This is a genomic window from Kribbella sp. NBC_01245 (assembly GCF_036226525.1).
In the GTDB taxonomy this organism is placed as follows: domain Bacteria; phylum Actinomycetota; class Actinomycetes; order Propionibacteriales; family Kribbellaceae; genus Kribbella.
In genome coordinates this window covers 7,133,090-7,154,158 of sequence record NZ_CP108487.1, presented here as the reverse complement: position 1 = coordinate 7,154,158, position 21,069 = coordinate 7,133,090, and the positions used below count along the sequence as shown (strand labels likewise).

The window sequence follows — 21,069 nt, the reverse complement described above, 5'->3', positions numbered from 1 at the left end:
CTATGGCCGAGTTCTCCGCCTCCGTTTACCAGAACGAGTTCCTGCCCGACGGCGGGACCGACGTACACGCCATCGTCACGGTGACCGCCAGCGGCGCTGGTTCGGCCGGGCAGTCCGGCTCCGGTGAGGCCGGCGAGATCATCATCGTCGACACCTCGGGTTCGATGGGCGCTGACGGCATCCGGGCCGCGCAGACCGCCGCCGCGGCCGCGATCGACCAGATCCTCGACGGTGTCTGGTTCGCCGTCATCTCCGGGAACGACCGGGCCCAGCTGGCCTTCCCGGCCTCGGCCGAACCGGTGATGGTCCGGATGGAGCCGAACGCGCGCGCCGCCGCGAAGGACGCAGTCTCCCGCTTCTACGCCGACGGCGGTACGGCGATGGGCACCTGGCTGCGCCTCGCGGCCCGGGTCTTCTCGACCGTGCCCTCGCTGTCGCAGAAGCACGCCATCCTGCTCACCGACGGCGAGAACCAGCACGAGACGCCGCAGCAGCTGACCGCCACGATCGAGGCGGTCACCGGGCAGTTCCAGTGCGACTGCCGTGGTGTCGGCGACCGCTGGCAGGTGGCCGAGGTACGCCGGATCGCGACAGCCCTGCTCGGTACGGTCGACATCATCCCGGCTCCCCACCAAATGGCCGAGGTGTTCGCGTCGTTGATCCAGGCGTCGATGGCTCGCGGTATCGCGGCCGCCGATATGCGCGTGTGGGCTCCGCAGGGCGCGCAGGTGCTGTTCGTACGCCAGGTCGCGCCGACCGTGGAAGACCTGACGTCGCGTCGTACCGAGGTGAACGCGCTGACCGGGTCGTACCCGACCGGTTCGTGGGGCGACGAGTCCCGCGACTACCATGTGGCGATCCGGCTGGCGGCGAAGGCGGTCGGGCAGGAGCAGCTCGCGGCCCGGGTCCAGCTGACGATCGGCGATCAGGTCGTGGCACAGGGGCTGGTCAAGGCGTTGTGGTCGAACGACGACGCGCTCACCACTCGGATCAGCCCGGAGGTCGCGCACTACACCGGGCAAACCGAACTCGCTGACGCTATCCAGGAGGGGCTCGCCGCGAAGGCCGCCGGGGACACCGCGACCGCGACGACCAAGCTCGGCCGGGCGGTCCAGCTCGCGGCCCAGACCGGTAACGAGGAGGCCACCTCCCGGCTGCGCAAGGTGGTCGAGGTCGACGACCCGGCCACGGGTATCGTCCGGCTGAAGCGAACCGTCGACAAGCTGGACGAGATGGCTCTCGATACCGCGTCCACCAAGACCACCCGGGTGAAGAAATGAGCTCTTGCCCCTCCGGCCACCCGTCGGCCTCCACCGACTACTGCGACGTCTGCGGCCTGCCAATGGACGCCGCCGCCACTAGTGGTGGCGGGTCGTCCGTGGGCTCCGCCGGGGGCGGCCCGGCTGCAGGCGGCTCAACTGCGGGCGGCTCGGCTGCGGGCGGCTCGTCTTTGGGTGCTGCGGCGGCGTCCGGGTTGACGCCGGCCGCCCCGGTGACCCAGGCCTGCCCGAACTGTGCCGAGGCCAACCCACCGGACGCCCTCTTCTGCGAATCCTGCGGGTACGACTTCACCACCGGCACGATGCCGCGCCCGACCTCCCCGCTCGACCTCGGTACGCCGCCCCCAACGCCGGCGGCCCCACCCGCGAGCATCGGCGAATGGGTCGTCGAACGCTGGATCGACCCCGACTGGTACGACCTCCAGCAAAGCGACGACCCGTGCCCAAGCCCCGGCCTCCCGGTCGTCGTACCCCTGCTGGAAAAGAGCGTCCTGGTCGGCCGCCCCTCCAAAAGCCGCGGCATCTCCCCCCAGATCGACTGCGGCGACGACACCGGCGTAAGCCGCCGCCAAGCCCAACTCAGCACCGACGGCCAACGCTGGTGGGTAGAAGACCTCCAGTCCTCCAACGGCACCTACGTAGGCCCCGCCGCCGGCCCCATCCCCACCGACCCCCTCCCCCCAGGCCAACGCCGCGAACTAGGCCCCGACGACCGCATCTACGTAGGCGCCTGGACCCGCCTAGTAGTCCGCAAATCCACCCCCGAAGAACAATCCGGCCACGCCTGACCCGCACGTACTGCCATTGTGCTCCAAATTGCAGCCCAACGGGGTTGAAATACCGGCAATGTGATGCCATTGTGAGCACATGACCGAGATGAAAGCCGAGCGGCTACAAGTCCGCGTGGACGAGAGTTCGAAGCGACTCCTGGAGGAGGCCGCCAGCGCTGTATCGCTGTCGACCTCCGCGTTTGTGCTTCAGGCCGGGATCCAGCGCGCAGAAGAGGTGATGGCCGAGCGTCGCATGATCAAGCTCGGTGCCACCAGCGCCGAGGCGTTCGCCGAGGTCATGTCTGCACCGGCAGAGGTCAACGAGCGCCTGCTGGACGCTCTGCGTCGCCCTGTGAAGGTGAAGTGGCTTGACTGAGCTATATCGCCCAGCGGCGATTGACTTCGAAAAGCACAATCGGGACTACTTCGAGTCCACAGACGAGAGCCTGAACACCTGGCAACGTCAGTATTCGAAACAGAATCGACGGAAGGACTTCGCCGCCACCTGGGTGGTCGCCGACGCCGAGTACCGGATCGTGGGCTACGCAACTCTCACGATGAGCGGCCTCGACCTGAGTTCAGCGCCCGCAGCCATCGCCAAGGGAGCACCGAAACAGGTCCCCGTGCTGCTGTGCGGCCGTCTGGCAGTCGATCGGCGATACGCGGGGGCAGGCATCGGATCAACTCTGGTGCAACACGTCCTGACATCAGCGATCGAGCTTAACGAGAAGGCCGCCTGCAAAGCCGTGGTCGTCAATGCCCTCAACCCGACCGCGCGCAGCTGGTGGACGAGGTTCGGTTTCAGCCCCTTTAACGCAGAGCCGGACAACCTCGATCTTTACCTGCTCACCAAAGAAGCTGCCGCGACTCTCGCTGCCCTACAGCAACGTTGAGCCCACCTAACCGGGTCATTTCCCGACTAGCCGGTGTGCCACCAGTTCAGCGGAGTGCCGTCGTCGGCGAAGACGTTTCCGAAAGACCAGTCGGCGGTTGGGACTGCGGCATGCCAGTTGGCCATCGCTGCCTCGATCGCCTCGAACCCGGCGCGGACCGGGACCGTGACGACCAGGAAGCGCCTGTGGGTGGGAGCTTCGACGACACCGGCCAGCGGCTCGAAGGCGGCCGTGAGGTGCTGAATTTCGCCGGCCGTGAACTCGGTGTCGACGAATGCCTGGATGGCGACATTGCCATCTCGGCTCGTGACCTGAAATCCGCCGTCCGCTGTCAGTTGGACGATGTCCCCCGCCGCACAACCGCGCACCAACGCAGGCGTTGCCGTCAGCTGGTACGCCCCATCGGCCAACCGCTTAGCAGGGACCTCCTCATGGACCAGGCGCCCAGAGGGTCCCGTCCCGGCCAGAAGCCCAACATGTCCAGGTGGCGGCAGTTCCGACTCGGACGCATGGTGACGGCTCACAACCGCCATCGTGCCACCGCCTCCGGTCACACCACGGCTTGCGCGTCAGCCTGAGGCGGCTGCTTCGGAGGCGGCTGTTTCGGTGGTGGCCCATTGGTCTAGGAGGTCGACTAGTCTGGCGAGGACGTCGCGGGCGGTGGCGTACTCCTGCTCGCCGAACTCCTCCTCGAAACCTCGCTCGAGCTCTATCAGGTGCTGGTAGCCCCGGCCGGCCATCCAGCGGCCGTGCTCGGTGTAGGTGACGAGCTTGGCGCGCCGGTCCTCGGGGTCCGGGCGCATCTCGAGGATGCCGAGGTCGACCATGTCGCGGATCACCTCGCCCATCGACTGACGGGTGATGCCCGCCCGCGCGGCCATGTCCGCGGCCCGCGCGCCGTTCTCGCCCAGCGTCGCGAAGACCGAGTTGTGCGCCGGTTTGATCTCCGGGTGACCACGGCGGTGCGCGTTCTGCACCATGTCCGCCTGCAGCGCCCGGTTCGCCCGGTCGACCAGCGCAATCAGCGGTTTGCGATCAGGCCGAGTCAAGTTGACTCTTGACATCCGTAAGGATTCCTTCCAATATTTCGACAGGCATCCTTACAGTATCAGGGGGAACGATGCACACCAAAGAGCTTCGCCCGATCGTGTCGGGCCTGTTCGCCGGGGGCCGCGGCCGAACCACTCGAGTCGCCGTGGAGCAGGAGTTCCTCGTCGCCGACGCGACCACCGGAGCCACCGTCCCGATCGAGCGAGTACGCCGAGCCGCCCAGCCGACGGTCGCCGCGCCGTACGTCGGATTTGAGCCGGGCGGCCAACTCGAGCTGAGCCTGCCCTGCGTACCGGACCCGGCCACCTTGGCGCTCACGCTTCGCACCTACACCGACGAGCTCCGGCGCCACCTCGCCGCGGCCGCGATCCGGATCGAGCCGCTGCCGGTCGACCCGCGCCCGGAACGCGAAGTCCCGCTGCAACTGACGTCTCCGAGGTACGTCGCGATGCAGCGTCATTTCGACACCATCGGCACAGCCGGCCGCCGGATGATGCGCCGTACCACCTCGACGCAGGTGTGCCTCGACTGGTGGCCTGGTCAGGCCGGCGCCGAGCAGTGGCGAGTCCTCAACCTGGCCGGGCCGTTCCTGGCCGCCGCGTTCGCGAGGAGCGCCGGGCCGGACGGCAGGCTCAGCACCTGGCTCGACGTCGATCCGGCGCGGACCGGGTTCGACGACCGGGTGCTGTACGGCGACGACCCGGTCGCGTCGTACGCCTCGTTCGCGGCCGGCGCGACGGCGTTCACCACGGGTGGTCCGGCCGAGCACCTCAGCACGCTGTTCCCGCCCGTCCGGCCGCGCGCGAGCTATCTCGAGGTCCGCTTCCTCGATGCGCAAGAGCCGGACGCGGTCGAACGCGTCGTCGCGGTGCTGGCGAACCTGATGTACGACGACGTTCGCCGTCGCCGCGCGCTTCGGGAGCTCGAGCGCGAGCGTTCCCACCTGGCCGACCATTGGCGCGCGGCTGCCGCGGGCGATCCAGCCATCGCCGCTCGTGGACGCGAACTGGTACCGAACCTGGAGCTGGTCGCATGAAGAACGTCCTGTTCGTCACCGACCCGCTCGCCGGGCTGGACGCGGGTATCGACGCCACGATCGGCCTGATGAGCGCCAGCCAGGACCTCGGTCTCGACGTCTGGTGCTGCGAACCCGGCGAGCTCGCCGTGGCCGACGGTAGAGTCCGCGCTCGCGCTCGCCGGATCCGCTTGCGGCCGCGACGCCCGGCCGGCGGCGACCACCGCTGGATCGTTGATCAGGCCTGGTGGGACGAGCTCGACGTCGCCGTTCTCGATGTTGCCGGGTTCGACCTGGTCCATCTGCGAATCGACCCGCCGGTCGAGCAGCGCTATCTGCACACGACGTACCTGCTCGACCTGGTCGAGGCGGCGGGCACCCGCGTGGTCAACCGGCCCGAAGGGATCCGCGCGATGCACGAGAAGCTCGTCGCGCTGCGATTCCCCGAGCTGTGCCCGCCGACGTACGTCGGTGCTGACATCGCTGGGCTGCGCGAGTTCGTCGCGAGAGTCGGTACGGCGGTCGTCAAGCCGGTCGACGGATTCGCCGGTCTCGACGTCTGGCTCGTCGGCGACGACCACGCCGCGATCGCGCTGCTGGAATCGGCAACCCACGGCGGCCGCCGTCACGTGATCGCCCAGCAATACCTTCCAGCCGTTGCGCACGGCAACAAACGGCTGTTCCTGCTGGACGGCGACATCGTCGGTGCGGTGCTTCGCCGGCCGTGCGCCGACGACTTCCGGATCGGACCGCCGGTCGCGGCCGCCGAGATCGACGACGCCGACCGGGCGATCGTCGCCGCACTCCGCCCGCTGCTGGTTCGCCACGGCCTCGCGATCGCCGGCCTGGACGTCATCGGCGGCCGGCTGATCGAGGTCAACGTGACCTGCCCGGGCGGCATGCACAAGACCGACGCCCTACTCGGCACCCGGCTCAGCCACGCGATGGTGAGCCGCCTGATCGAACCATCCCGAACCTACGAAGGAGTTTCCGCATGAGCACCGTGACCATCGTATGCATCGCCCTGATGGGGGTGCTGCTCTTCGTCCTGGGCGCCAACGTGACCAGACACCGCGCGTCCCGCGGCGCGTCCGGCGGCAATCAGGCGCCGACCGACCCGGCCGACAGGCTGCTGATCGCCATCCGCGCCCACGGCAACTCCGCCGAGTACATCCCGACGATGATCGTGCTGCTGCTCGTCTGCTCCACGCTCTCCGACGGCTGGTGGGTCGACGCGTTGGCCGTGGCAGCCTTCGCCGTCCGGACCACGCACGCCATCGGGATGCTCTCAGCCAAGACCCTCGCCGAGCACGGCCCGCTGCGCGACATCGGCGCACTGGGCACGTACGCCGTCGGCATCACCCTCGGCGTCACCGCCATCGTCACGATCTAACCCCACGATGCCCGCCCGCACGACGATCCCGCGCCACGTCACCTCTGACCGTACGACGATGCCGCGTCCCGTCGGGTCTGACCGTACGACGATGCCGCGTCCCGTCGTCGGCCTGGTCGGGAGCCAGTACGTCGTTCCACGGTTCTGGGGCGAACTGCAAGTCAGCGGCGCGCCAACGTCGTACGTCGATGCCGTACTCGCGGCCGGCGGCACACCGATCGTCCTGGCCGGTCGGTGCGCCGCCGCGTCACTCGATGTCGTCGACGCACTGGTCCTCACCGGCGGCGGCGACGTCGATCCGACCCGGTACGGCGGCGACCCGAAGTCCAGCCGGGACGTCAACCCTGTCAGGGACAACGCCGAGTTCGAGCTGGTCCTGGCCGCCGCAGCAGCCCGCGTTCCCCTGCTCGGGGTATGCCGCGGGCTGCAGGTAATGGTGGTGGCGTTCGGCGGCACACTCACCCCGGACCTCGGGATGGCTCACGTCCGGCCAAACGGCCATCCGATCAGCACCACCCCGGAGTCGCTCCTCGCGCGCCTGCTCGGGCCTCGCAGCGACGTCACCTCGATCCACCACCAAGCAGTCGCCGACCCGGGCGACCACTGGAAGGTGACCGCCATCGCCGACGACGGTGTCGGCGAAGCGATCGAGTGGACCGGCGCCCACCCGTGGCCGGCGCTAGGCGTCCAGTGGCATCCCGAGCTCAACGACCCGACCGGTCCGGCCCTGTTCAGCTGGCTGGTCGAGCAGGGCCGATCCATCGGAGGTCCTAGAAGGTCTGGATCGAGCAGGCCCAAGCGGCATCGGTATTGATCGAGCTGAACTTCAGTTTCTTGGCCGTCTCTGGTCCGTACTTGCCATCCGGGAAGGCACCGATCTTGCCCTGTACCCGGGAGAGCGCACTCTTCGTCGCCGGGCCGAAGTCCTTGTCAATGGCAATGTTCTCGCCGTAGCAATAGCGGAGTGCTCGTTGCAGGGCCCACACGCCATCGCTGTAGTTGTACTGCTGCATAAAGCAGAGCCTGGCGTTGGTCGACGCCGCCGGCACCCAGACGCCTCCGCTCGGCCCGTCGGGAAGATGGTCGATCGCCTTGGTGCATTGCGGTGTGACTCCTGCCGCTGCCGGTAGAGCCGGCAGTACCGCGAATCCTCCGGCGGACAGCATCGCCGTCAACCCGCCTACCAACGTCTTGCGCATGATCACAGTCGTGTCCTTCCGGCTCAGATTGCCGAAAGTGTCGGCGCCGGCCGGCAACCCGGTCCACGGCATTCGGCCAGCCCCGAAAGCCTCGGAACACGCTTCGCCTTGCCACCGCATCACGGTTCGACGTCGGCCGTGATGCGGTGGCCGGCGGTCAGCTCGCGGGGTGGCTGGCTACCAGGCGAGTGGCGAAGTGGTGATAGCCGGCGCGTTCGAAGGCGGCGGCCATCGGGAGGTTGCCGAAGTCGGTGTCGGCGCGGATCACCTCGGCGCCGGTCTCGGCCAGGATGTGCGTGATCTCGGCGAGCAGATCATCGACGTACACGTGGCCGCGATACTCGGGCAAGATGCCGAGGTAACCGACGACCGGGCCGCCATTGTTTGCCGAGGGCAACGCAAAACCGACGAGCTCATCGTCCGCGTTGTAAGCGAGCCGCCACCAGCCCCTGTCCCCCGGCAACGACTTGTAGGCCTCGACGTCCTCCCGAGCGGCCTCCTCCGCACCCACGCGAGCGACAGCCCTTGCAGTGGAGGCGTCGAGGCTGCCTTCGGTTACCCGGCGGACGACGTCCACGAAGGCTTCGTCGTCCGGCTCGGCCCGGAAGGTCAAGCGGGATGACCTGGCCGGTACGCCTTCTGCAGACTTCCACTCGAAGCGCAGGCGCTCGGTCAGGCCGGTAAGACCTGCAGCGGCTGCGGCGGCCAGACGTGGCTCAACCTCCGCAAGCACCTCAGGGCTCGACCGCCAGTCCGTAGGCAGGAATAGGTGGTACTCGGGCTGTTCATCAACCGGATCGAACTGCTCGATCATGCGTCCGAGGAGCTTGGCCCAGAGCGCGACCGGCTCCGCCACGGACTCATCGACGTACAGGCAGTCGAGTGAGAAGGGCTTCGTGTAGCCGTCGAGACCCCACCAGACGGACAACGCCAGGATGCGGTCGCCCTCGACGGCAAGCCAGGTCCACTCCGGCCGGTACGCGTGGGTGGCCAGGAACTCGGTGAAACGCTCGGGCGTAGTCGTGTTGACCGACTGCGTCTCGAGACAGGTCAGGATGCGGTCGACATCGGTCTCGACCATGGAACGGATTTGCACAGATCCTCCAACAGGAGGCGCGCGGTCTCGCTCAATGCGAGTGGTACAAGCGAACCGGACGCGCCAGGAAATCAACCAGGGTGCTCATAGCGCCTCCTTCTCAGTCGCGGGCCTTCTCGCGTCAAAGACACTATCCGGCCCGCGACCCCATCGTCCACCAGGTATTCGCAGTTGGGTTGACGTCCTCCCCCGCCTATGGCGGGGGATTCCAGCCCACTACCCGGAGATAGCGAGTGAGGTTCGCGGATCGTAGCCGTGCCCAACTGCGCAAGAAGGCTCACCGCGCTGCCACGGCCCGCCCGGCCGCAGTCACTACAAGGTCAAACTGTCGTACTGGTGCTGGTCGCTTGGTTATCGCAGGCCAGCATCACAAAACCTACCCGACCCCACCGACAAAATCCTGAAAAGGAAGGACCGGCGTTTCCTCCCTGCCTTCGGACGGGGTTTCCACGCCGGATTGCCAATGAAGTCAGCCATCAGCTGAATCGGGAGGCCTACTTACATGCGCAAATTCCGGAACCTCCCCGCTCTTCCTCTGCTCCTAAGGCCCCGGGGTCGCCCGACCGTGGTGCGCGACGGCTGGTCGGTGGTGGCGAGAAGACGTCACCCGCGCACGTCTACTACACGGCGGACCACTACGCGTCGTTCTGCGAAGTCGACGAGCAGGCGTGATCCCAGCACGGCCGTCGGCGGTTGCGGAAGGGCGTTGCCGGTTCCTGCCACTTGGATCCATCTGAGTGACTTCGCGATTACGATCGGCGACCCCGGGTCCGTTCTCCTCGTGATGGGAAGCCCGGCTCGCGCTGTGGTCCGACCTACCTGAAAGAGGTTCCAGATGGCACCGCCCCGCCGGAAGTTCGCCGCCCTGCTGGCCCTGTCCGTCGCCCTGCTGATCCCGGGCGTCAGCACGCCCGCGCAGGCAGCGGTGACCGGCAACCCGCTGGAGATGTCGAACGGCTTCTACGTCGATCCGAACTCGAACTCGGCCAACTGGGTCCGGAACAACGCCGGCCATCCTGACCTCAACCAGATCCGCGACCGGATCGCGACCAAGGCAGGCGCGCGCTGGTTCGGTGGCTGGAGTGGCGACATCGGTCCGGCCGTCGCCGCGTACGCGAAGGCCGCCGATGACACCGAGAAGTTGCCGATCCTGGTGGCGTACAACATCCCGGGCCGGGACTGCGGCGGCCACTCCGGTGGTGGCGCGGGCAGCCCCGAGGCGTACAAGGCGTGGATCAGCGCGTTCTCCAACGCCATCGGCGGCCGGCCCGCGGTGGTCATCATCGAGCCCGACGCGCTGGCCCAGCTCGACTGCATGTCCGCGGCCAACCAGGCGACCCGGATCGAGCTGCTGAAGTTCGCGGTACGCGAGTTCCAGGCGAAGAACCCGAACACCTGGACGTACATGGACGGCGGCAACTACTCCTGGATCGCTGCGAACGAGATGGCCCGCCGGCTCAAGCTGGTCGAGGTGAACCGCATCCGCGGCTTCGCGCTCAACGTCTCGAACTACTACACCACCGCGCAGTCGGTCTCGAAGGGCAACGCGATCAAGGCCGCTCTCGGTGGCGGTGCGGGCAGCAACTTCGTGATCGACACCAGCCGCAACGGCAAGGGCTCGAACGGCGAATGGTGCAACCCGGCCGGGCGGCAGCTCGGTGTGAACTCGCAAGCCGGTGGCGGCGCGGACATGCTGATCTGGATCAAGGTGCCGGGTGACTCCGACGGCAAGTGCGGGATCGCCCCGAACACCGAGGCCGGTCAGTTCAGCCCGGTCATCGCCAAGCGCCTGATCGAAGGCTGGTAAACGCTCGTAGACACAGCAGAAGGGCGGCCCCTCGCGGGACCGCCCTTCTGTTCGTTCGTACAGCTAGCTACTTCCGGATCCGCTTGGGGATCAGAAGTCCATGCCACCCATGTCGGGCGCGCCACCGCCTGCGGCGGCACCGGCCTTCTCGGGCTTGTCGGCGATAACGGCCTCGGTGGTGAGGAACAGGGCCGCGATGGACGCCGCGTTCTGCAGCGCCGAGCGCGTCACCTTGGCCGGGTCGATGATGCCGGTGGCGATCAGGTCGACGTACTCGCCGGTCGCGGCGTTGAGGCCGTGACCCGTCGGGAGGTTGCGAACCTTCTCCACCACAACGCCACCCTCGAGGCCGGCGTTGATGGCGATCTGCTTCAGCGGAGCCTCGACCGCGGACCGCACGATGGCGGCACCGGTGGCCTCGTCACCCTCGAGCTCCAGCTTCTCGAACGCGATCACCGAAGCCTGCAGCAGCGCGACGCCACCTCCGGCGACGATGCCCTCCTCGACGGCGGCCTTCGCGTTGCGAACGGCGTCCTCGATGCGGTGCTTGCGCTCCTTGAGCTCGACCTCGGTGGCGGCACCGACCTTGATGACCGCAACACCGCCGGCCAGCTTGGCCAGACGCTCCTGCAGCTTCTCGCGGTCGTAGTCGCTGTCCGACTTCTCGATCTCGGCGCGGATCTGGTTCACCCGGCCGGAGATCTGGTCGGCGTTGCCCGAACCCTCGACGATGGTCGTCTCGTCCTTGGTGACGACGATCTTGCGGGCCTGACCGAGCAGCTCCAGTCCGACACCGTCGAGCTTGAGGCCGACCTCCTCGGAGATCACCTCGCCGCCGGTGAGGATGGCGATGTCGACCAGCATGGCCTTGCGGCGGTCACCGAAGCCCGGCGCCTTGACGGCGACGGTCTTGAAGGTGCCCTTGATCTTGTTCACGACCAGGGTCGCGAGGGCCTCGCCCTCGATGTCCTCGGCGATGATGGCCAGCGGCTTGCCGGTCTGCATGACCTTCTCCAGCACCGGGACCAGGTCCTTGATGCTCGAGATCTTGCTGTTCACCACGAGGATGTACGGGTCGTCGAGAACCGCTTCCATCCGCTCGGTGTCGGTCACGAAGTACGGCGAGATGTAGCCCTTGTCGAAGCGCATACCCTCGGTGAGCTCGAGCTCGAGCCCGAAGGTGTTGCTCTCCTCGACGGTGATGACACCTTCCTTGCCGACCTTGTCCATCGCCTCGGCGATGATCTGGCCGACCTGGGTGTCCGCGGCGGAGATCGACGCGGTCGCGGCGATCTGCTCACGGGTCTCGACGGGCTTCGCCAGGGCGAGCAGCTGCTCGCTGACGGCCTCGACGGCCTTCTCGATGCCCTTCTTCAGGCCCATCGGGTTGGCGCCGGCGGCGACGTTGCGCAGACCCTCGCGCACGAGCGCCTGGGCCAGCACGGTCGCGGTGGTGGTGCCGTCACCCGCGACGTCGTCGGTCTTCTTGGCAACTTCCTTGACGAGCTCGGCCCCGATCTTCTCGTACGGGTCCTCGAGCTCGATTTCCTTGGCGATCGAGACACCGTCGTTGGTGATCGTGGGGGCGCCCCACTTCTTCTCCAGCACGACGTTGCGGCCCTTCGGGCCGAGCGTCACCTTCACGGCGTCGGCGAGGGTGTTCATACCCCGCTCGAGGCCGCGGCGCGCTTCCTCATTGAAAGCAATAAGCTTGGGCATTCTCCGCGAGTCCTCCCGCGTCGAGTTTCTTTAACAGCCGGCCCGATGCCCGCGACGGACGACACCTCGATCGGTGCGGTCACGTCCCGCCCCGTCTCAATGCCTCATCGAGACCGTCTCCGGTCACACCCAAGGCCCGGTCACAACCATCGCTGGTTATCACTCGGGCCCTTCGAGTGCTAACCAAGTATTAGCACTCGACCCAAGCGAGTGCAAGCCAGCCCCTCCCCGCCACACACCTCCGAGTGCCCCTGCGGTGGGAGCGTCGTACCGTGCCGATATGAGCGTGCAGGTGCTGCCCGCGACCCCGGAGCGCTGGGCCGACGTGGTCACGGTGATGGGCGAACGCGGCGACCCGTCCCGCTGCTGGTGCCAGTACTTCCGCCTGCGCGGCAAAGACTGGGAGCGGTCGCCGAAGGCCAAACGGGCCGCCCTGAAGGCACAGGTCGACGCCGACCCGCCTCCCGGCGTCCTCGCGTACGACGACGGGACCCCGTGCGGCTGGTGCGCCATAGCCCCGCGTACGTCGTACGCCCGGGTCCTCGCCTCGAAGAACTGGCGTCATCCCTCGCCCCCGGATGACGAGGATGGCGTCTGGACGGTGACGTGTTTCGTCGTACCGGTCGGGCATCGCCGCCAGGGCATGGCGAGCCACCTGCTCCGCGGCGCGGTCGAACTGGCCCGGAAGCACGGCGCGACGACCGTCGAGGGCAACGCCGTGGACCTGGACAAGGCAGGACGCGTCGCCTCGGCGGACCTCTACCGCGGCCCGCTGTCCGTATTCCGCGACGAGGGCTTCGAGGAGGTACGCCGCATCTCCCCCAACTGGGTCCTCGTCAGCCGGGAGCTCTAGGTGGCGTCCAGGCGTTTGACCAGGGTTTTCGGGGCGGTCAGGCGCCAGGCCTCGGTCAGGAGCTCCGTCAGCTCCTGCTCATCCGCGGCAGCGAAGTCGGCGCTCAGCCAGGCGAACCGGCCCGACGCCCAGGACGGCTCGTAGACCTCTGGATTCTCCGCGACCAGCGCCTCCTGCTCCTCGCGGAAGGCCTTGATCGAAGCGCGCGTCCCGTCCTCCGAGAAGTACACGAAGCTCTTGCCCCGGACCTTGAACACCGGCTGGAGAGCCCAGCCTGGGTGCTCGGTGACCTCCGGCAGCCCGAGCAGCACCTTGCGCACGGTCGCCTCGTCCATCCGCACCACCTCACTCTTAGGGTGCCATCGAGGCTAGGGGGTGGCACCGACAATTCACGGAGAGCGGTCAGGGGTCCGACCAGGGTCGGCTCGGTACCGATCCCGATGTGGCGCGGGGCCGACGGGACGCACTCTGGATACATGACGAACTCGACCGCACCGTTCTCGAACCTTTCCAACAAGGTCCTCCGCCGTTCCCGCTCCGAGCGGATGCTCTCCGGAGTGTCCGGTGGCATCGCCGAGTACCTGAATGTCGACACCACCCTGGTCCGCCTGGGCTGGGTCGGCCTCACCTTCATCACCGGTGGCGCGGCCATCATCGGCTACATCGTCGCCTGGGTGGTCATGCCGGAAGCCGGCAGCGAGCCGGTCCACCAGCCCACCTCGACCCCGGAGGGCGATATCGCCAGCCGGATTTACGACGAGCCCACCAAGCCCGCTGCCTGACGTCGTCTCACGGCAGCAGTTGACAGCCGAACGCTCGGCCCCGTCACACTGCTGCCGTGGAGACAAACGAGGCAGTGACCCACTGCCCGCAGTGCAACAAGCAGCTCCGGGTCGATCCTCGTTTCGTCACCTGGTGTGACGCCTGCGAGTGGAACGTCGACCCCCTGCCGGTCGACGACGCCTACCCGGCCTGGCGGCAAAAGCTGGAACACCGCCTCGCGGACACGCTCTACCGCGAACTAGAACACGGCACTGTCCACAAGCCCGGTTGGGACGCCGCACGCGTCGCGGCGTACCTCTTGTCGTTCCTGGTTCTACTGCTCCCACTGGTAGCTCTAGCCGCGGGAATCGCGATTCTCGTCGTCTACCGCCCACAGTGGCTCTCCATACCTATAGCAGCCATAGCGTTCGTTATCGCCTGGGCGCTCCGGCCGCGGCCCAGCTGCCTCAACCCGGATCACCACCAGGTGAGTCCCGACGAGGCGCCGAGGCTCTACAGCCTCCTGGACGAGATCAGTACTGCCACCAAGGCCCGGCCCGTCGTATCTGTGGTGCTGACCGCTGAGCCGGAGTTGTGGATCACCGCGATCGGCTGGCGCATGCGGCCAGTCGTCGGCATTGGTCTGCCGCTGTGGGCCGCAATGAGTCCACAACAGCGGGTAGCCCTACTGGCGCACGAGTTCGGCCACGGCAGGAACGGCGACATGCGGCACAGCCTGGTCGTTGGGAACGCGGAGAACATCCTCGACGAGTTGGAGAGCAGCTTCAGCCCTCAGCCGTACGACGAGCTGAAGGACGACTACGCGGCCTACGTCGAGGACACCAGCGGCACGCTGATAACCCGGTTCGTGAACGCACTGGTCGGTCCGCCCGTTCGCGCCTACCGCTGGCTGCTTACCCGCGCCTCGCTGCGCGGAGACCAGCGAGCGGAGTACCTGGCGGACCGGTTGGCTGCGGAGGTCGCGGGTTCCGAGGCGGCCGCATTCGCGCTGGAGCGGCTCGTCATCGCCGATACGGCCTATCGCGGGCTGGAGAAGGCTCTGCGGTTCGGGAGTGACGTCGAGCCGCTTGAGGCCGTACGCCGGGCAGTGAGCGATATCCCGGCTCGGGAGATCGACCGGCGCATCCGGGCCACCCGCATCCGCGAGACCCGTACCGACGCGAGCCACCCTCCGACGTACCTGCGGGTCAAACTCATCCGTGCGCGCCCGACCACGACAGCGAAGGTCGTACTCGGTCTGTCCGATTCCGCGACCATCGACCGGGAACTGGCCGTCGCAGGCGCCCCAGCCCTCACCGAACTCCGCCGCAGCTTCGCTCGATAGACCCGGTAAAGCCCGCTAGAACCCTCCGAGGCCGCTAGACCGAGATGCGCGACTTCCGCCGGACAGTGCGAGTTACTGCGGCCGCAGCGACGTCCGGGTGGTCGGCGAACACACCGTCCACGCCAGTCGCCAGGAACCGGTCCAACTCGCCAGTGAGGTCCATATCCGACGGCAGGAAACGCCGTTCGGCACGGAACGTCCACAGATGTACGGCGAGCCCAGCCCGGTGTGCCGCGTCTACCAGCCCAGTAGGTTCTCCCAACCGCCCTGAGGCAGTACGCGGGATGACCAGATCCTTGTACGGCGCGAGCACCTGTGCGTACGTAGAGATCTCCCGAAGGCCTGCCGGCGTCAGCAAGTCGGCGTACGACCGAGGATCGCCCCGACCCGCGAAGTCGTACGGCGAACCAACGGCGTCGATCAGCTGCACCAGCGGAACCCCAGTCATCACCGACAACCGGCGCAAGCTGGACGGCTCGAACGACTGCACCATCACCTCGCCACCCGCGGAGTCCAGCCCAAGCGCGACCAGCCGTTCGGCGAGGAGCTCCTCGAGCGGCAGCCCCAGCCGCCGGAAATGCGAGGGATGCTTGATCTCGGGGTAGATCCCGATCGGCCGGCCGAGTCGCGCCGACTCCTGGCGGGCGATCGCGACCACTTCGTCGAAGGTGGGGATCGCCTCCAGCCCGTCGTACGCCGTATTGGTGGCGCGCAGTGCGGGCATTCGCTCGCGAGCGCGCAACGTGCGGAGCTCGGCAAGCGTGAAGTCCTCGACGAACCAGCCCGTGACGGCCTCGCCGCCGACGATCTTCGTCACCCGGCGATCGGCGAAGACCGGGTGGTCCGCGACATCGGTCGTGCCGGAGATCTCGTTCTCGTGCCGGGCGACCAGTACGCCGTCCAGCGTGGCGACCAGATCCGGCTCCAGGTAGTCGGCACCCTGCGCCGCAGCCAGGCGGTACGCCGCCGGCGTGTGTTCCGGGCGATACCCGCTCGCTCCCCGATGCGCGATGACCAGCATGGATCCAGGGAAGGCGGACCAGATGGCGGTGCGGCAACCCGCCACCCAACAGCAGATGAAGTGGTCCCGACCGATCAAAGCGCCGATCGGCTAGCGGAGTCGATCCTAAAGTCTGACGCGAGCGCCACCTTCCGGCCGTAGCGTTCCGGCCATGACGACTACCGGCACGTCTCAGAGCCGTCGGCCGACCGCGGTCAGCGCCCGCGCGCTCGGACCGGACCTGGCCCGCGGCCTCCTGCTGCTGTTCATCGCGCTCGCGAACAGCCACAGCTTCCTGGAGACACCCGGCGAGAAGCAGATCCGGGCCATGCCGATCGTCACCAGCCTGGTCGACAAGGTCGTCGCTCTGCTGAACACGGTGCTGGTCGACGGCCGGTCGTACACGATGTTCGCGGCGCTCTTCGGGTACGGCCTGGTGCAGCTGACCCGACGCGAAGATGCCGCGGGCAACGACTGGACGCAGACCCGGAAGCTGTTGCGCCGCCGCGGCCGATGGCTGGTCGTCTTCGGCGTACTGCACGCGATCCTGCTCTTCGTCGGCGACATCCTCGCGGCCTACGGATTGCTCGCCGTCGTGCTCGCCGGCGCGGTCCGGTGGAGTGATCGCCGACTGCTGATCGGGGTCGGCGTCTGGACCATCCTGGGCGCTACGCTCTACGGCCTGCTCTCGATGCCGATGATCCTCGATCACGGCCCGGAGAGTCTGTTCGCGGGCATGCTGGAGCGGTCCTGGATGGTCCTCTTCACCGCACCCCTGTTCGCGGTCACCGCGGCGGCGGCCTTCCTCCTCGGCATCTGGGCCGGCCGCCGGCGCCTGCTCGAGAATCCGCCCGCGGGACTGAGCAAGTTCGTTGCCCTGGGCATCGGCTTGTCCGTCGCCGGTGGTCTGCCGTTGGCCCTGTACATCGCCGGTTTCGCCGACCGGCCCGAGGCGTTCCCGGTGATGGTGGCGGGTTTCGTGCACGCGATGACCGGTCTGGCCGGCGGTCCGGCGTACGCCTTGCTGATCGCCATCCTGGTCCAGCGCCTGCGCGCGCCGTACGGTCCGGTCGTCACGGCTTTGCAGGCGACCGGGCAGCGCTCGATGACGTGCTATCTCACCCAGTCGGTGGTCTGGTATGTCGCGTTCTCCCCGTATCTGCTCGATCTCGCGTCCTCGCTGCGGCTCTGGCAGACGGCCTTGCTCGCGATCGGCACCTGGGCGTTCACCGTCGTCATCGCGGAGGGGATGCGCCGGATGGGCTGGCGCGGCCCGTTCGAGGTGCTGCTTCGGCGGCTGACCTACCGGCGCTAAAACCTGGTGCGCTTGTCGGTGGCCGCACATAGCCTGAAACGGCTATGCGACAGCTTCCTCTTGCCGATCCCGGCACACCAGATCACCGCTCGCCGGCCCGCTATTTGTGGTGGGTGGCCCGCGGTCAGAAGGCCACGCTCGCGGGCGGGGTGACCTTCGGCATCCTCTGGATGACCGCGCAGGCGTTCCTGCCGGCGGTCCTCGGTCGCGCCATCGACGAGGGAGTGGCGGCCGGTGACCGCGGCCGGCTGGTGTTCTGGACGGCAGTACTGCTCGGTATCGGCGCGATCGCGGCCGGCGCCGGCATCATGCGGCACCGGTTCGCGGTGGTGAACTGGCTGACCGCCGCCTACCGCACGGTCCAGGTCGTCGTACGACGTTCAGCCGATCTCGGCGCGACTCTGCCGAAGCACCTGGCCACCGGTGAGGTGGTCAGCGTCGGCGCGAGCGACCTGGCGCATATCGGCAACGTGCTCGAGGTGGTGGCCCGGTTCGCGGGCGCGATCGTAGCCTTCGTCGTGGTCGCGGTCATCCTGCTCACCTCGTCGACCACGCTCGGCCTGATCGTGCTGATCGGCGTGCCGGTGCTGCTGTTCTGCCTCGGCCCGATGCTGCGGCCGTTGCAGCGCCGCCAGTTCGCGCATCGCGACGCCGTCGGCGAGCTGAACTCCCTCGGCTCCGACATCGTGGCCGGTCTGCGGGTGCTGCGTGGTGTCGGCGGTGAGGAGTCGTTCTCCCGCCGCTACCGGACCGAGTCCCAGCAGGTGCGAGCCGCCGGTGTGCAGGTTGCCCGGATCCAGTCCACGCTGGACGCGACCCAGGTCCTGCTGCCCGGCATCTTCATCGTGCTGGTGGTCGGCCTCGCGGCGCATTTCGCCCTCCGTGGCGAGGTCAGCCCGGGTGATCTGGTCGCCTTCTACGGCTACGCCACCTTCCTGGTCATGCCGTTGCGCACGGCAACGGAAGCCGCCGACAAGCTGATGCGCGGCCTGGTCGCGGCCGGGCGGATCAACCGGGTGCTCTCGCTCACCCCGGAGATCGCCGATCCGGCCGAGCCGATCGCGTTGCCGGACCAGGGCGATCTCGTCGACCCCGCCTCCGGGATCCACGCTCGCCACGGCCGCCTCACCGCGATCGTGACCGCCGAACCGGACCAGGGCGCGCTGCTCGCGGACCGGCTCGGGCGGTACGACGAAGGGCTGGTCACGTTCGGCGGGGTGCCGCTCGCGGCCGCCACGCGGGCCGACGTACGGCGTCACATCCTGGTGGCGGATACGGGTGCGCAGTTGTTCACCGGCCGCCTCCGCGACGAGTTGGACCCGGCCGCGCGTGCGTCCGACGCCGACGTGATGGCTGCGATCGCGACGGCCTCCGCCGACGACGTACTGGTCGCATTGACCGACGGGCTGGAGTCGGAGGTCGAGGAGAAGGGCCGTTCGTTCTCCGGTGGCCAGCGGCAACGGCTGATGCTGGTCCGCGCGCTGCTGGCGGATCCGGCCGTGCTGATCCTGGTGGAGCCGACGTCCGCGGTCGACGCGCATACCGAGGCGCGGATCGCCGACCGGTTGCGGGCGCATCGGGCCGGCCGCAGCACCGTGGTCATCACGTCGAGCCCGCTGCTGCTGGACCGGGTTGACGAGGTGGTGTTCGTGGCCGCCGGCCGGGTTGTTGCCGTAGGCAAGCACCGTGAGCTGCTCGACACCGAGCCGCGTTACCGGGCGACCGTGACCAGACAGACCGAGGACGAGATAGAGGAGGTGCACGCATGAAGCAGACGCTGCCGGTGGCGAACACGGCCGAAGTACGGCGGCATGCGCGCCGCCTCGCCGCGCGACACCCGCGCGAGCTCGGTCTGACGCTCGGGTTGCACGGGCTGGCCGCGGTCTCGGGCCTTGCCGCGCCGCGGTTGATCGGTGACCTCGTCGAGGACGTCCAGCGCGGCACCACCACATCCCGGGTCAACGAGATCGTGCTGATCATCGCCGTCTTCGTTGTCGTCCAGTCGCTGCTCACCCGGTGGGCGCGATTCCGCTCGTTCGCGCTCGGCGAGAAGGTGCTGGCGGAGTTGCGCGAGGAGTTCGTCGACAACGCGCTCGCGCTGCCGATCGGAACGGTCGAGCGAGCGGGCACGGGTGACCTGCTGTCCCGCACCTCGCGAGATGTCGACGCGTTGTCCCGCACGGTGCGATTCGCCGTACCGGAGACCATCGTCGCGCTCGTCACGACCGTCTTCACCGTGGCCGCGACGATCCTGGTCGGCGTGTGGATCCTGCTGCCGCTGCTGGCGATGGTCCCGGCCCTTTGGCTCAGCACCCGTTGGTACCTCCGGCGAGCGAAGGACGGTTACCTGCGGGAGAACGCGGCGTATGCCCAGATGACCAGCTCGCTCGCCGAGACGGTCGAAGGCGCGCGCACGGTCGAGGCGCTCCAGCGGTACGACGAGCGTGTACGGCGTACCGATGCCGATATCCGCGGCTCGTACAACGCCGAGCGGTACACGCTGGGTCTGCGCACGATCTTCTTCCCCGTGGTGGAGGTGGCCTACCTGGTCCCGATCGTCGGCACGCTGCTGTTCGGCGGCTGGTTGCACATCAACGGGCACATCACGCTCGGCGCGGTCACCGCCGGCGCCCTGTACGCGAACCAGCTGATCGATCCGGTCGACCGCTTGATCTCGTGGATGGACGAGCTCCAGGTCGGCGCCGCCTCGCTGGCGCGCCTACTCGGCATCACTGATCTGCCCGACGACCGCGAACCGACTGGCCGGAAGCCCTCGGGCGAACTGGTGGAGGCCCGCGACGTCCGGTTCTCGTACGTCGACGGGCGCGACGTACTGCACGGTGTCGACCTGGTGATCCAGCCCGGCGAGCGGATCGCGATGGTCGGGCCGTCGGGCGCGGGCAAGTCCACCCTCGGCCGCCTGGTCGCGGGCATCCACCCGCCTCGGACCGGCTCGGTGACGGTTGGCGGCGTCGGGATGACCGAGCTCGAACTACCCGATCTCCGTCGGCAGGTCGCGCTGGTGACGCAGGAGCACCACGTCTTCGTCGGCACGTTGCGCGACAATTTGGAGATGGCGCTGCCTACTGGTGGCGACGACGCGACGTTGTGGAAGGCGCTCGCGGCGGTCGATGCGCGGGAGTGGGCCGAGGCTTTGCCGGACGGGCTCGATACTCGGGTCGGTTCCGGCCAGGTCGCGCTCACGCCTGGGCAGGCGCAGCAGCTCGCGTTGGCCCGGCTCGTGCTGGCCGATCCGCACACGCTCGTGCTCGACGAGGCGACGTCGCTGATCGACCCACGCGCGGCCCGCCACCTCGAGCGATCCCTCGCCGCCGTCCTGGAAGGCCGCACGGTGATCGCCATCGCCCACCGCCTCTACACCGCCCACGACGCGGACCGAGTCGCCGTAGTCGAAGACGGCCGCATAACCGAACTAGGCAGCCACGACGAACTAGTAGCCCGCAACGGCTCCTACGCCGCCCTCTGGCACTCCTGGCACGGCTAACGCCAAGGGGGCTGCAGCCCAGCGTCGGCCGGCCTGCAGCCCGGCTTCGGCTGGGCTGCAGCCTTCA

At 68.2% G+C, this 21,069-nt stretch carries 23 protein-coding genes; 16 read left to right on the top strand and 7 right to left on the bottom strand.

The genetic code is table 11. The features are described 5' to 3' along the window. Window positions 1–2 precede the first annotated feature (2 nt). The 4 genes from OG394_RS32760 (at window position 3) to OG394_RS32745 (ending at window position 2,943) form a co-directional block, all read left to right on the top strand. Window positions 3–1,280: a vWA domain-containing protein gene (locus tag OG394_RS32760; protein WP_328991038.1), complete on the top strand. Its 1,278-nt coding sequence runs from the start codon at window positions 3–5 to the stop codon at window positions 1,278–1,280. After that, the gene (locus OG394_RS32755; RefSeq protein ID WP_328991037.1) at window positions 1,277–2,068 is read left to right on the top strand and encodes an FHA domain-containing protein; all 792 of its coding nucleotides are present in this window, start codon (window positions 1,277–1,279) and stop codon (window positions 2,066–2,068) included. The genes OG394_RS32760 and OG394_RS32755 overlap by 4 nt, the downstream gene beginning before the upstream one ends. A 79-nt stretch (window positions 2,069–2,147) precedes the next feature. After that, window positions 2,148–2,426, top strand: coding sequence for a type II toxin-antitoxin system TacA family antitoxin (locus tag OG394_RS32750; protein WP_328991036.1), 279 nt, complete (start codon window positions 2,148–2,150; stop codon window positions 2,424–2,426). Further along, window positions 2,419–2,943 (top strand): GNAT family N-acetyltransferase, encoded by a 525-nt coding sequence (locus OG394_RS32745; protein WP_328991035.1) that lies wholly within the window; start codon window positions 2,419–2,421, stop codon window positions 2,941–2,943. The genes OG394_RS32750 and OG394_RS32745 overlap by 8 nt, the downstream gene beginning before the upstream one ends. Window positions 2,944–2,969: 26 nt before the next feature. Here OG394_RS32745 and OG394_RS32740 read toward each other — a convergent pair whose 3' ends face one another. Then, entirely contained in the window at window positions 2,970–3,476 is a 507-nt protein-coding gene (locus OG394_RS32740; protein WP_328991034.1) for a DUF4265 domain-containing protein, read from the bottom strand. Window positions 3,477–3,512: 36 nt separating this feature from the next. Next, complete coding sequence (locus OG394_RS32735; protein WP_328991033.1) at window positions 3,513–4,007, bottom strand: MarR family winged helix-turn-helix transcriptional regulator; 495 nt, start codon at window positions 4,005–4,007, stop codon at window positions 3,513–3,515. A gap of 56 nt (window positions 4,008–4,063) precedes the next feature. On the opposite strand from OG394_RS32735, the gene OG394_RS32730 reads away from it, so the two are divergent. Genes OG394_RS32730 through OG394_RS32715 form a run of 4 tightly spaced genes read left to right on the top strand, consistent with a single transcriptional unit; the run spans window position 4,064 to window position 7,215 of the window. Next, window positions 4,064–5,029, top strand: a complete 966-nt coding sequence (locus tag OG394_RS32730) for a glutamate-cysteine ligase family protein (RefSeq protein WP_328991032.1) — start codon at window positions 4,064–4,066, stop codon at window positions 5,027–5,029. Next, the gene (locus OG394_RS32725) at window positions 5,026–6,006 is read left to right on the top strand and encodes a hypothetical protein (RefSeq protein ID WP_328991031.1); all 981 of its coding nucleotides are present in this window, start codon (window positions 5,026–5,028) and stop codon (window positions 6,004–6,006) included. Before OG394_RS32730 ends, OG394_RS32725 begins: the two co-directional genes overlap by 4 nt. Next, window positions 6,003–6,401 carry an MAPEG family protein gene (locus OG394_RS32720; RefSeq protein WP_328991030.1) on the top strand — a complete coding sequence of 133 codons (399 nt, stop codon included), beginning with the start codon at window positions 6,003–6,005 and terminating at the stop codon, window positions 6,399–6,401. Before OG394_RS32725 ends, OG394_RS32720 begins: the two co-directional genes overlap by 4 nt. A 7-nt stretch (window positions 6,402–6,408) precedes the next feature. Beyond that, window positions 6,409–7,215 carry a gamma-glutamyl-gamma-aminobutyrate hydrolase family protein gene (locus OG394_RS32715; protein ID WP_328991029.1) on the top strand — a complete coding sequence of 269 codons (807 nt, stop codon included), beginning with the start codon at window positions 6,409–6,411 and terminating at the stop codon, window positions 7,213–7,215. Here OG394_RS32715 and OG394_RS32710 read toward each other — a convergent pair. Together OG394_RS32710 and OG394_RS32705 are read right to left on the bottom strand one after the other, a co-directional pair. Next, on the bottom strand, window positions 7,172–7,672 hold the full coding sequence (locus OG394_RS32710; protein WP_328991028.1) for a peptidoglycan-binding domain-containing protein: 501 nt from the start codon (window positions 7,670–7,672) through the stop codon (window positions 7,172–7,174). The two genes, OG394_RS32715 and OG394_RS32710, sit on opposite strands and share 44 nt — an antisense overlap. A gap of 85 nt (window positions 7,673–7,757) precedes the next feature. Further along, window positions 7,758–8,696, bottom strand: a complete 939-nt coding sequence (locus tag OG394_RS32705; protein WP_328991027.1) for a GNAT family N-acetyltransferase — start codon at window positions 8,694–8,696, stop codon at window positions 7,758–7,760. A gap of 255 nt (window positions 8,697–8,951) precedes the next feature. On the opposite strand from OG394_RS32705, the gene OG394_RS32700 reads away from it, so the two are divergent. Beyond that, window positions 8,952–9,368, top strand: coding sequence for a ribonuclease domain-containing protein (locus tag OG394_RS32700; protein WP_328991026.1), 417 nt, complete (start codon window positions 8,952–8,954; stop codon window positions 9,366–9,368). A gap of 163 nt (window positions 9,369–9,531) precedes the next feature. Next, the gene (locus tag OG394_RS32695; RefSeq protein WP_328991025.1) at window positions 9,532–10,503 is read left to right on the top strand and encodes a glycoside hydrolase family 6 protein; all 972 of its coding nucleotides are present in this window, start codon (window positions 9,532–9,534) and stop codon (window positions 10,501–10,503) included. 90 nt (window positions 10,504–10,593) lie between these two features. Here the strand turns inward: OG394_RS32695 and groL are convergent, their stop codons facing one another. Then, window positions 10,594–12,222: a chaperonin GroEL gene (gene groL / locus OG394_RS32690; protein ID WP_328991024.1), complete on the bottom strand. Its 1,629-nt coding sequence runs from the start codon at window positions 12,220–12,222 to the stop codon at window positions 10,594–10,596. A 280-nt stretch (window positions 12,223–12,502) separates the two neighbouring features. On the opposite strand from groL, the gene OG394_RS32685 reads away from it, so the two are divergent. Next, window positions 12,503–13,075 (top strand): GNAT family N-acetyltransferase, encoded by a 573-nt coding sequence (locus tag OG394_RS32685; protein WP_328991023.1) that lies wholly within the window; start codon window positions 12,503–12,505, stop codon window positions 13,073–13,075. Here OG394_RS32685 and OG394_RS32680 read toward each other — a convergent pair. Continuing rightward, a complete protein-coding gene (locus tag OG394_RS32680) occupies window positions 13,072–13,410 on the bottom strand; it encodes an MmcQ/YjbR family DNA-binding protein (RefSeq protein WP_328991022.1) in 339 nt (112 codons plus the stop codon). The two genes, OG394_RS32685 and OG394_RS32680, sit on opposite strands and share 4 nt — an antisense overlap. Window positions 13,411–13,551: 141 nt before the next feature. On the opposite strand from OG394_RS32680, the gene OG394_RS32675 reads away from it, so the two are divergent. Together OG394_RS32675 and OG394_RS32670 are read left to right on the top strand one after the other, a co-directional pair. Then, window positions 13,552–13,857: a PspC domain-containing protein gene (locus OG394_RS32675; protein ID WP_328991021.1), complete on the top strand. Its 306-nt coding sequence runs from the start codon at window positions 13,552–13,554 to the stop codon at window positions 13,855–13,857. 56 nt (window positions 13,858–13,913) lie between these two features. Continuing rightward, window positions 13,914–15,182, top strand: a complete 1,269-nt coding sequence (locus OG394_RS32670; protein ID WP_328991020.1) for a M48 family metallopeptidase — start codon at window positions 13,914–13,916, stop codon at window positions 15,180–15,182. A 34-nt stretch (window positions 15,183–15,216) separates the two neighbouring features. Here OG394_RS32670 and OG394_RS32665 read toward each other — a convergent pair whose 3' ends face one another. After that, window positions 15,217–16,203 carry a glycerophosphodiester phosphodiesterase gene (locus OG394_RS32665; RefSeq protein WP_328991019.1) on the bottom strand — a complete coding sequence of 329 codons (987 nt, stop codon included), beginning with the start codon at window positions 16,201–16,203 and terminating at the stop codon, window positions 15,217–15,219. A 151-nt stretch (window positions 16,204–16,354) separates the two neighbouring features. On the opposite strand from OG394_RS32665, the gene OG394_RS32660 reads away from it, so the two are divergent. From OG394_RS32660 to OG394_RS32650, 3 genes are read left to right on the top strand one after another with little or no spacing between them, the layout of a single operon-like run. Then, window positions 16,355–17,497: a DUF418 domain-containing protein gene (locus OG394_RS32660; RefSeq protein WP_328991018.1), complete on the top strand. Its 1,143-nt coding sequence runs from the start codon at window positions 16,355–16,357 to the stop codon at window positions 17,495–17,497. A 44-nt stretch (window positions 17,498–17,541) separates the two neighbouring features. Then, a complete protein-coding gene (locus OG394_RS32655) occupies window positions 17,542–19,266 on the top strand; it encodes an ABC transporter ATP-binding protein (protein WP_328991017.1) in 1,725 nt (574 codons plus the stop codon). After that, a complete protein-coding gene (locus OG394_RS32650; RefSeq protein ID WP_328991016.1) occupies window positions 19,263–21,002 on the top strand; it encodes an ABC transporter ATP-binding protein in 1,740 nt (579 codons plus the stop codon). Before OG394_RS32655 ends, OG394_RS32650 begins: the two co-directional genes overlap by 4 nt. Window positions 21,003–21,069: the final 67 nt, after the last annotated feature.

Coding starts and splice junctions, on each gene's coding strand:
- OG394_RS32760 (WP_328991038.1), top strand. CDS start 3: ATGGCCGAGTTCTCCGCCTCCGTTTACCAGAACGAGTTCCTGCCCGAC.
- OG394_RS32755 (WP_328991037.1), top strand. CDS start 1,277: ATGAGCTCTTGCCCCTCCGGCCACCCGTCGGCCTCCACCGACTACTGC.
- OG394_RS32750 (WP_328991036.1), top strand. CDS start 2,148: ATGACCGAGATGAAAGCCGAGCGGCTACAAGTCCGCGTGGACGAGAGT.
- OG394_RS32740 (WP_328991034.1), bottom strand. CDS start 3,476: ATGGCGGTTGTGAGCCGTCACCATGCGTCCGAGTCGGAACTGCCGCCA.
- OG394_RS32735 (WP_328991033.1), bottom strand. CDS start 4,007: ATGTCAAGAGTCAACTTGACTCGGCCTGATCGCAAACCGCTGATTGCG.
- OG394_RS32730 (WP_328991032.1), top strand. CDS start 4,064: ATGCACACCAAAGAGCTTCGCCCGATCGTGTCGGGCCTGTTCGCCGGG.
- OG394_RS32725 (WP_328991031.1), top strand. CDS start 5,026: ATGAAGAACGTCCTGTTCGTCACCGACCCGCTCGCCGGGCTGGACGCG.
- OG394_RS32720 (WP_328991030.1), top strand. CDS start 6,003: ATGAGCACCGTGACCATCGTATGCATCGCCCTGATGGGGGTGCTGCTC.
- OG394_RS32715 (WP_328991029.1), top strand. CDS start 6,409: ATGCCCGCCCGCACGACGATCCCGCGCCACGTCACCTCTGACCGTACG.
- OG394_RS32710 (WP_328991028.1), bottom strand. CDS start 7,672: ATGCCGTGGACCGGGTTGCCGGCCGGCGCCGACACTTTCGGCAATCTG.
- OG394_RS32695 (WP_328991025.1), top strand. CDS start 9,532: ATGGCACCGCCCCGCCGGAAGTTCGCCGCCCTGCTGGCCCTGTCCGTC.
- groL (WP_328991024.1), bottom strand. CDS start 12,222: ATGCCCAAGCTTATTGCTTTCAATGAGGAAGCGCGCCGCGGCCTCGAG.
- OG394_RS32685 (WP_328991023.1), top strand. CDS start 12,503: ATGAGCGTGCAGGTGCTGCCCGCGACCCCGGAGCGCTGGGCCGACGTG.
- OG394_RS32680 (WP_328991022.1), bottom strand. CDS start 13,410: ATGGACGAGGCGACCGTGCGCAAGGTGCTGCTCGGGCTGCCGGAGGTC.
- OG394_RS32675 (WP_328991021.1), top strand. CDS start 13,552: ATGACGAACTCGACCGCACCGTTCTCGAACCTTTCCAACAAGGTCCTC.
- OG394_RS32665 (WP_328991019.1), bottom strand. CDS start 16,203: ATGCTGGTCATCGCGCATCGGGGAGCGAGCGGGTATCGCCCGGAACAC.
- OG394_RS32660 (WP_328991018.1), top strand. CDS start 16,355: ATGACGACTACCGGCACGTCTCAGAGCCGTCGGCCGACCGCGGTCAGC.
- OG394_RS32655 (WP_328991017.1), top strand. CDS start 17,542: ATGCGACAGCTTCCTCTTGCCGATCCCGGCACACCAGATCACCGCTCG.
- OG394_RS32650 (WP_328991016.1), top strand. CDS start 19,263: ATGAAGCAGACGCTGCCGGTGGCGAACACGGCCGAAGTACGGCGGCAT.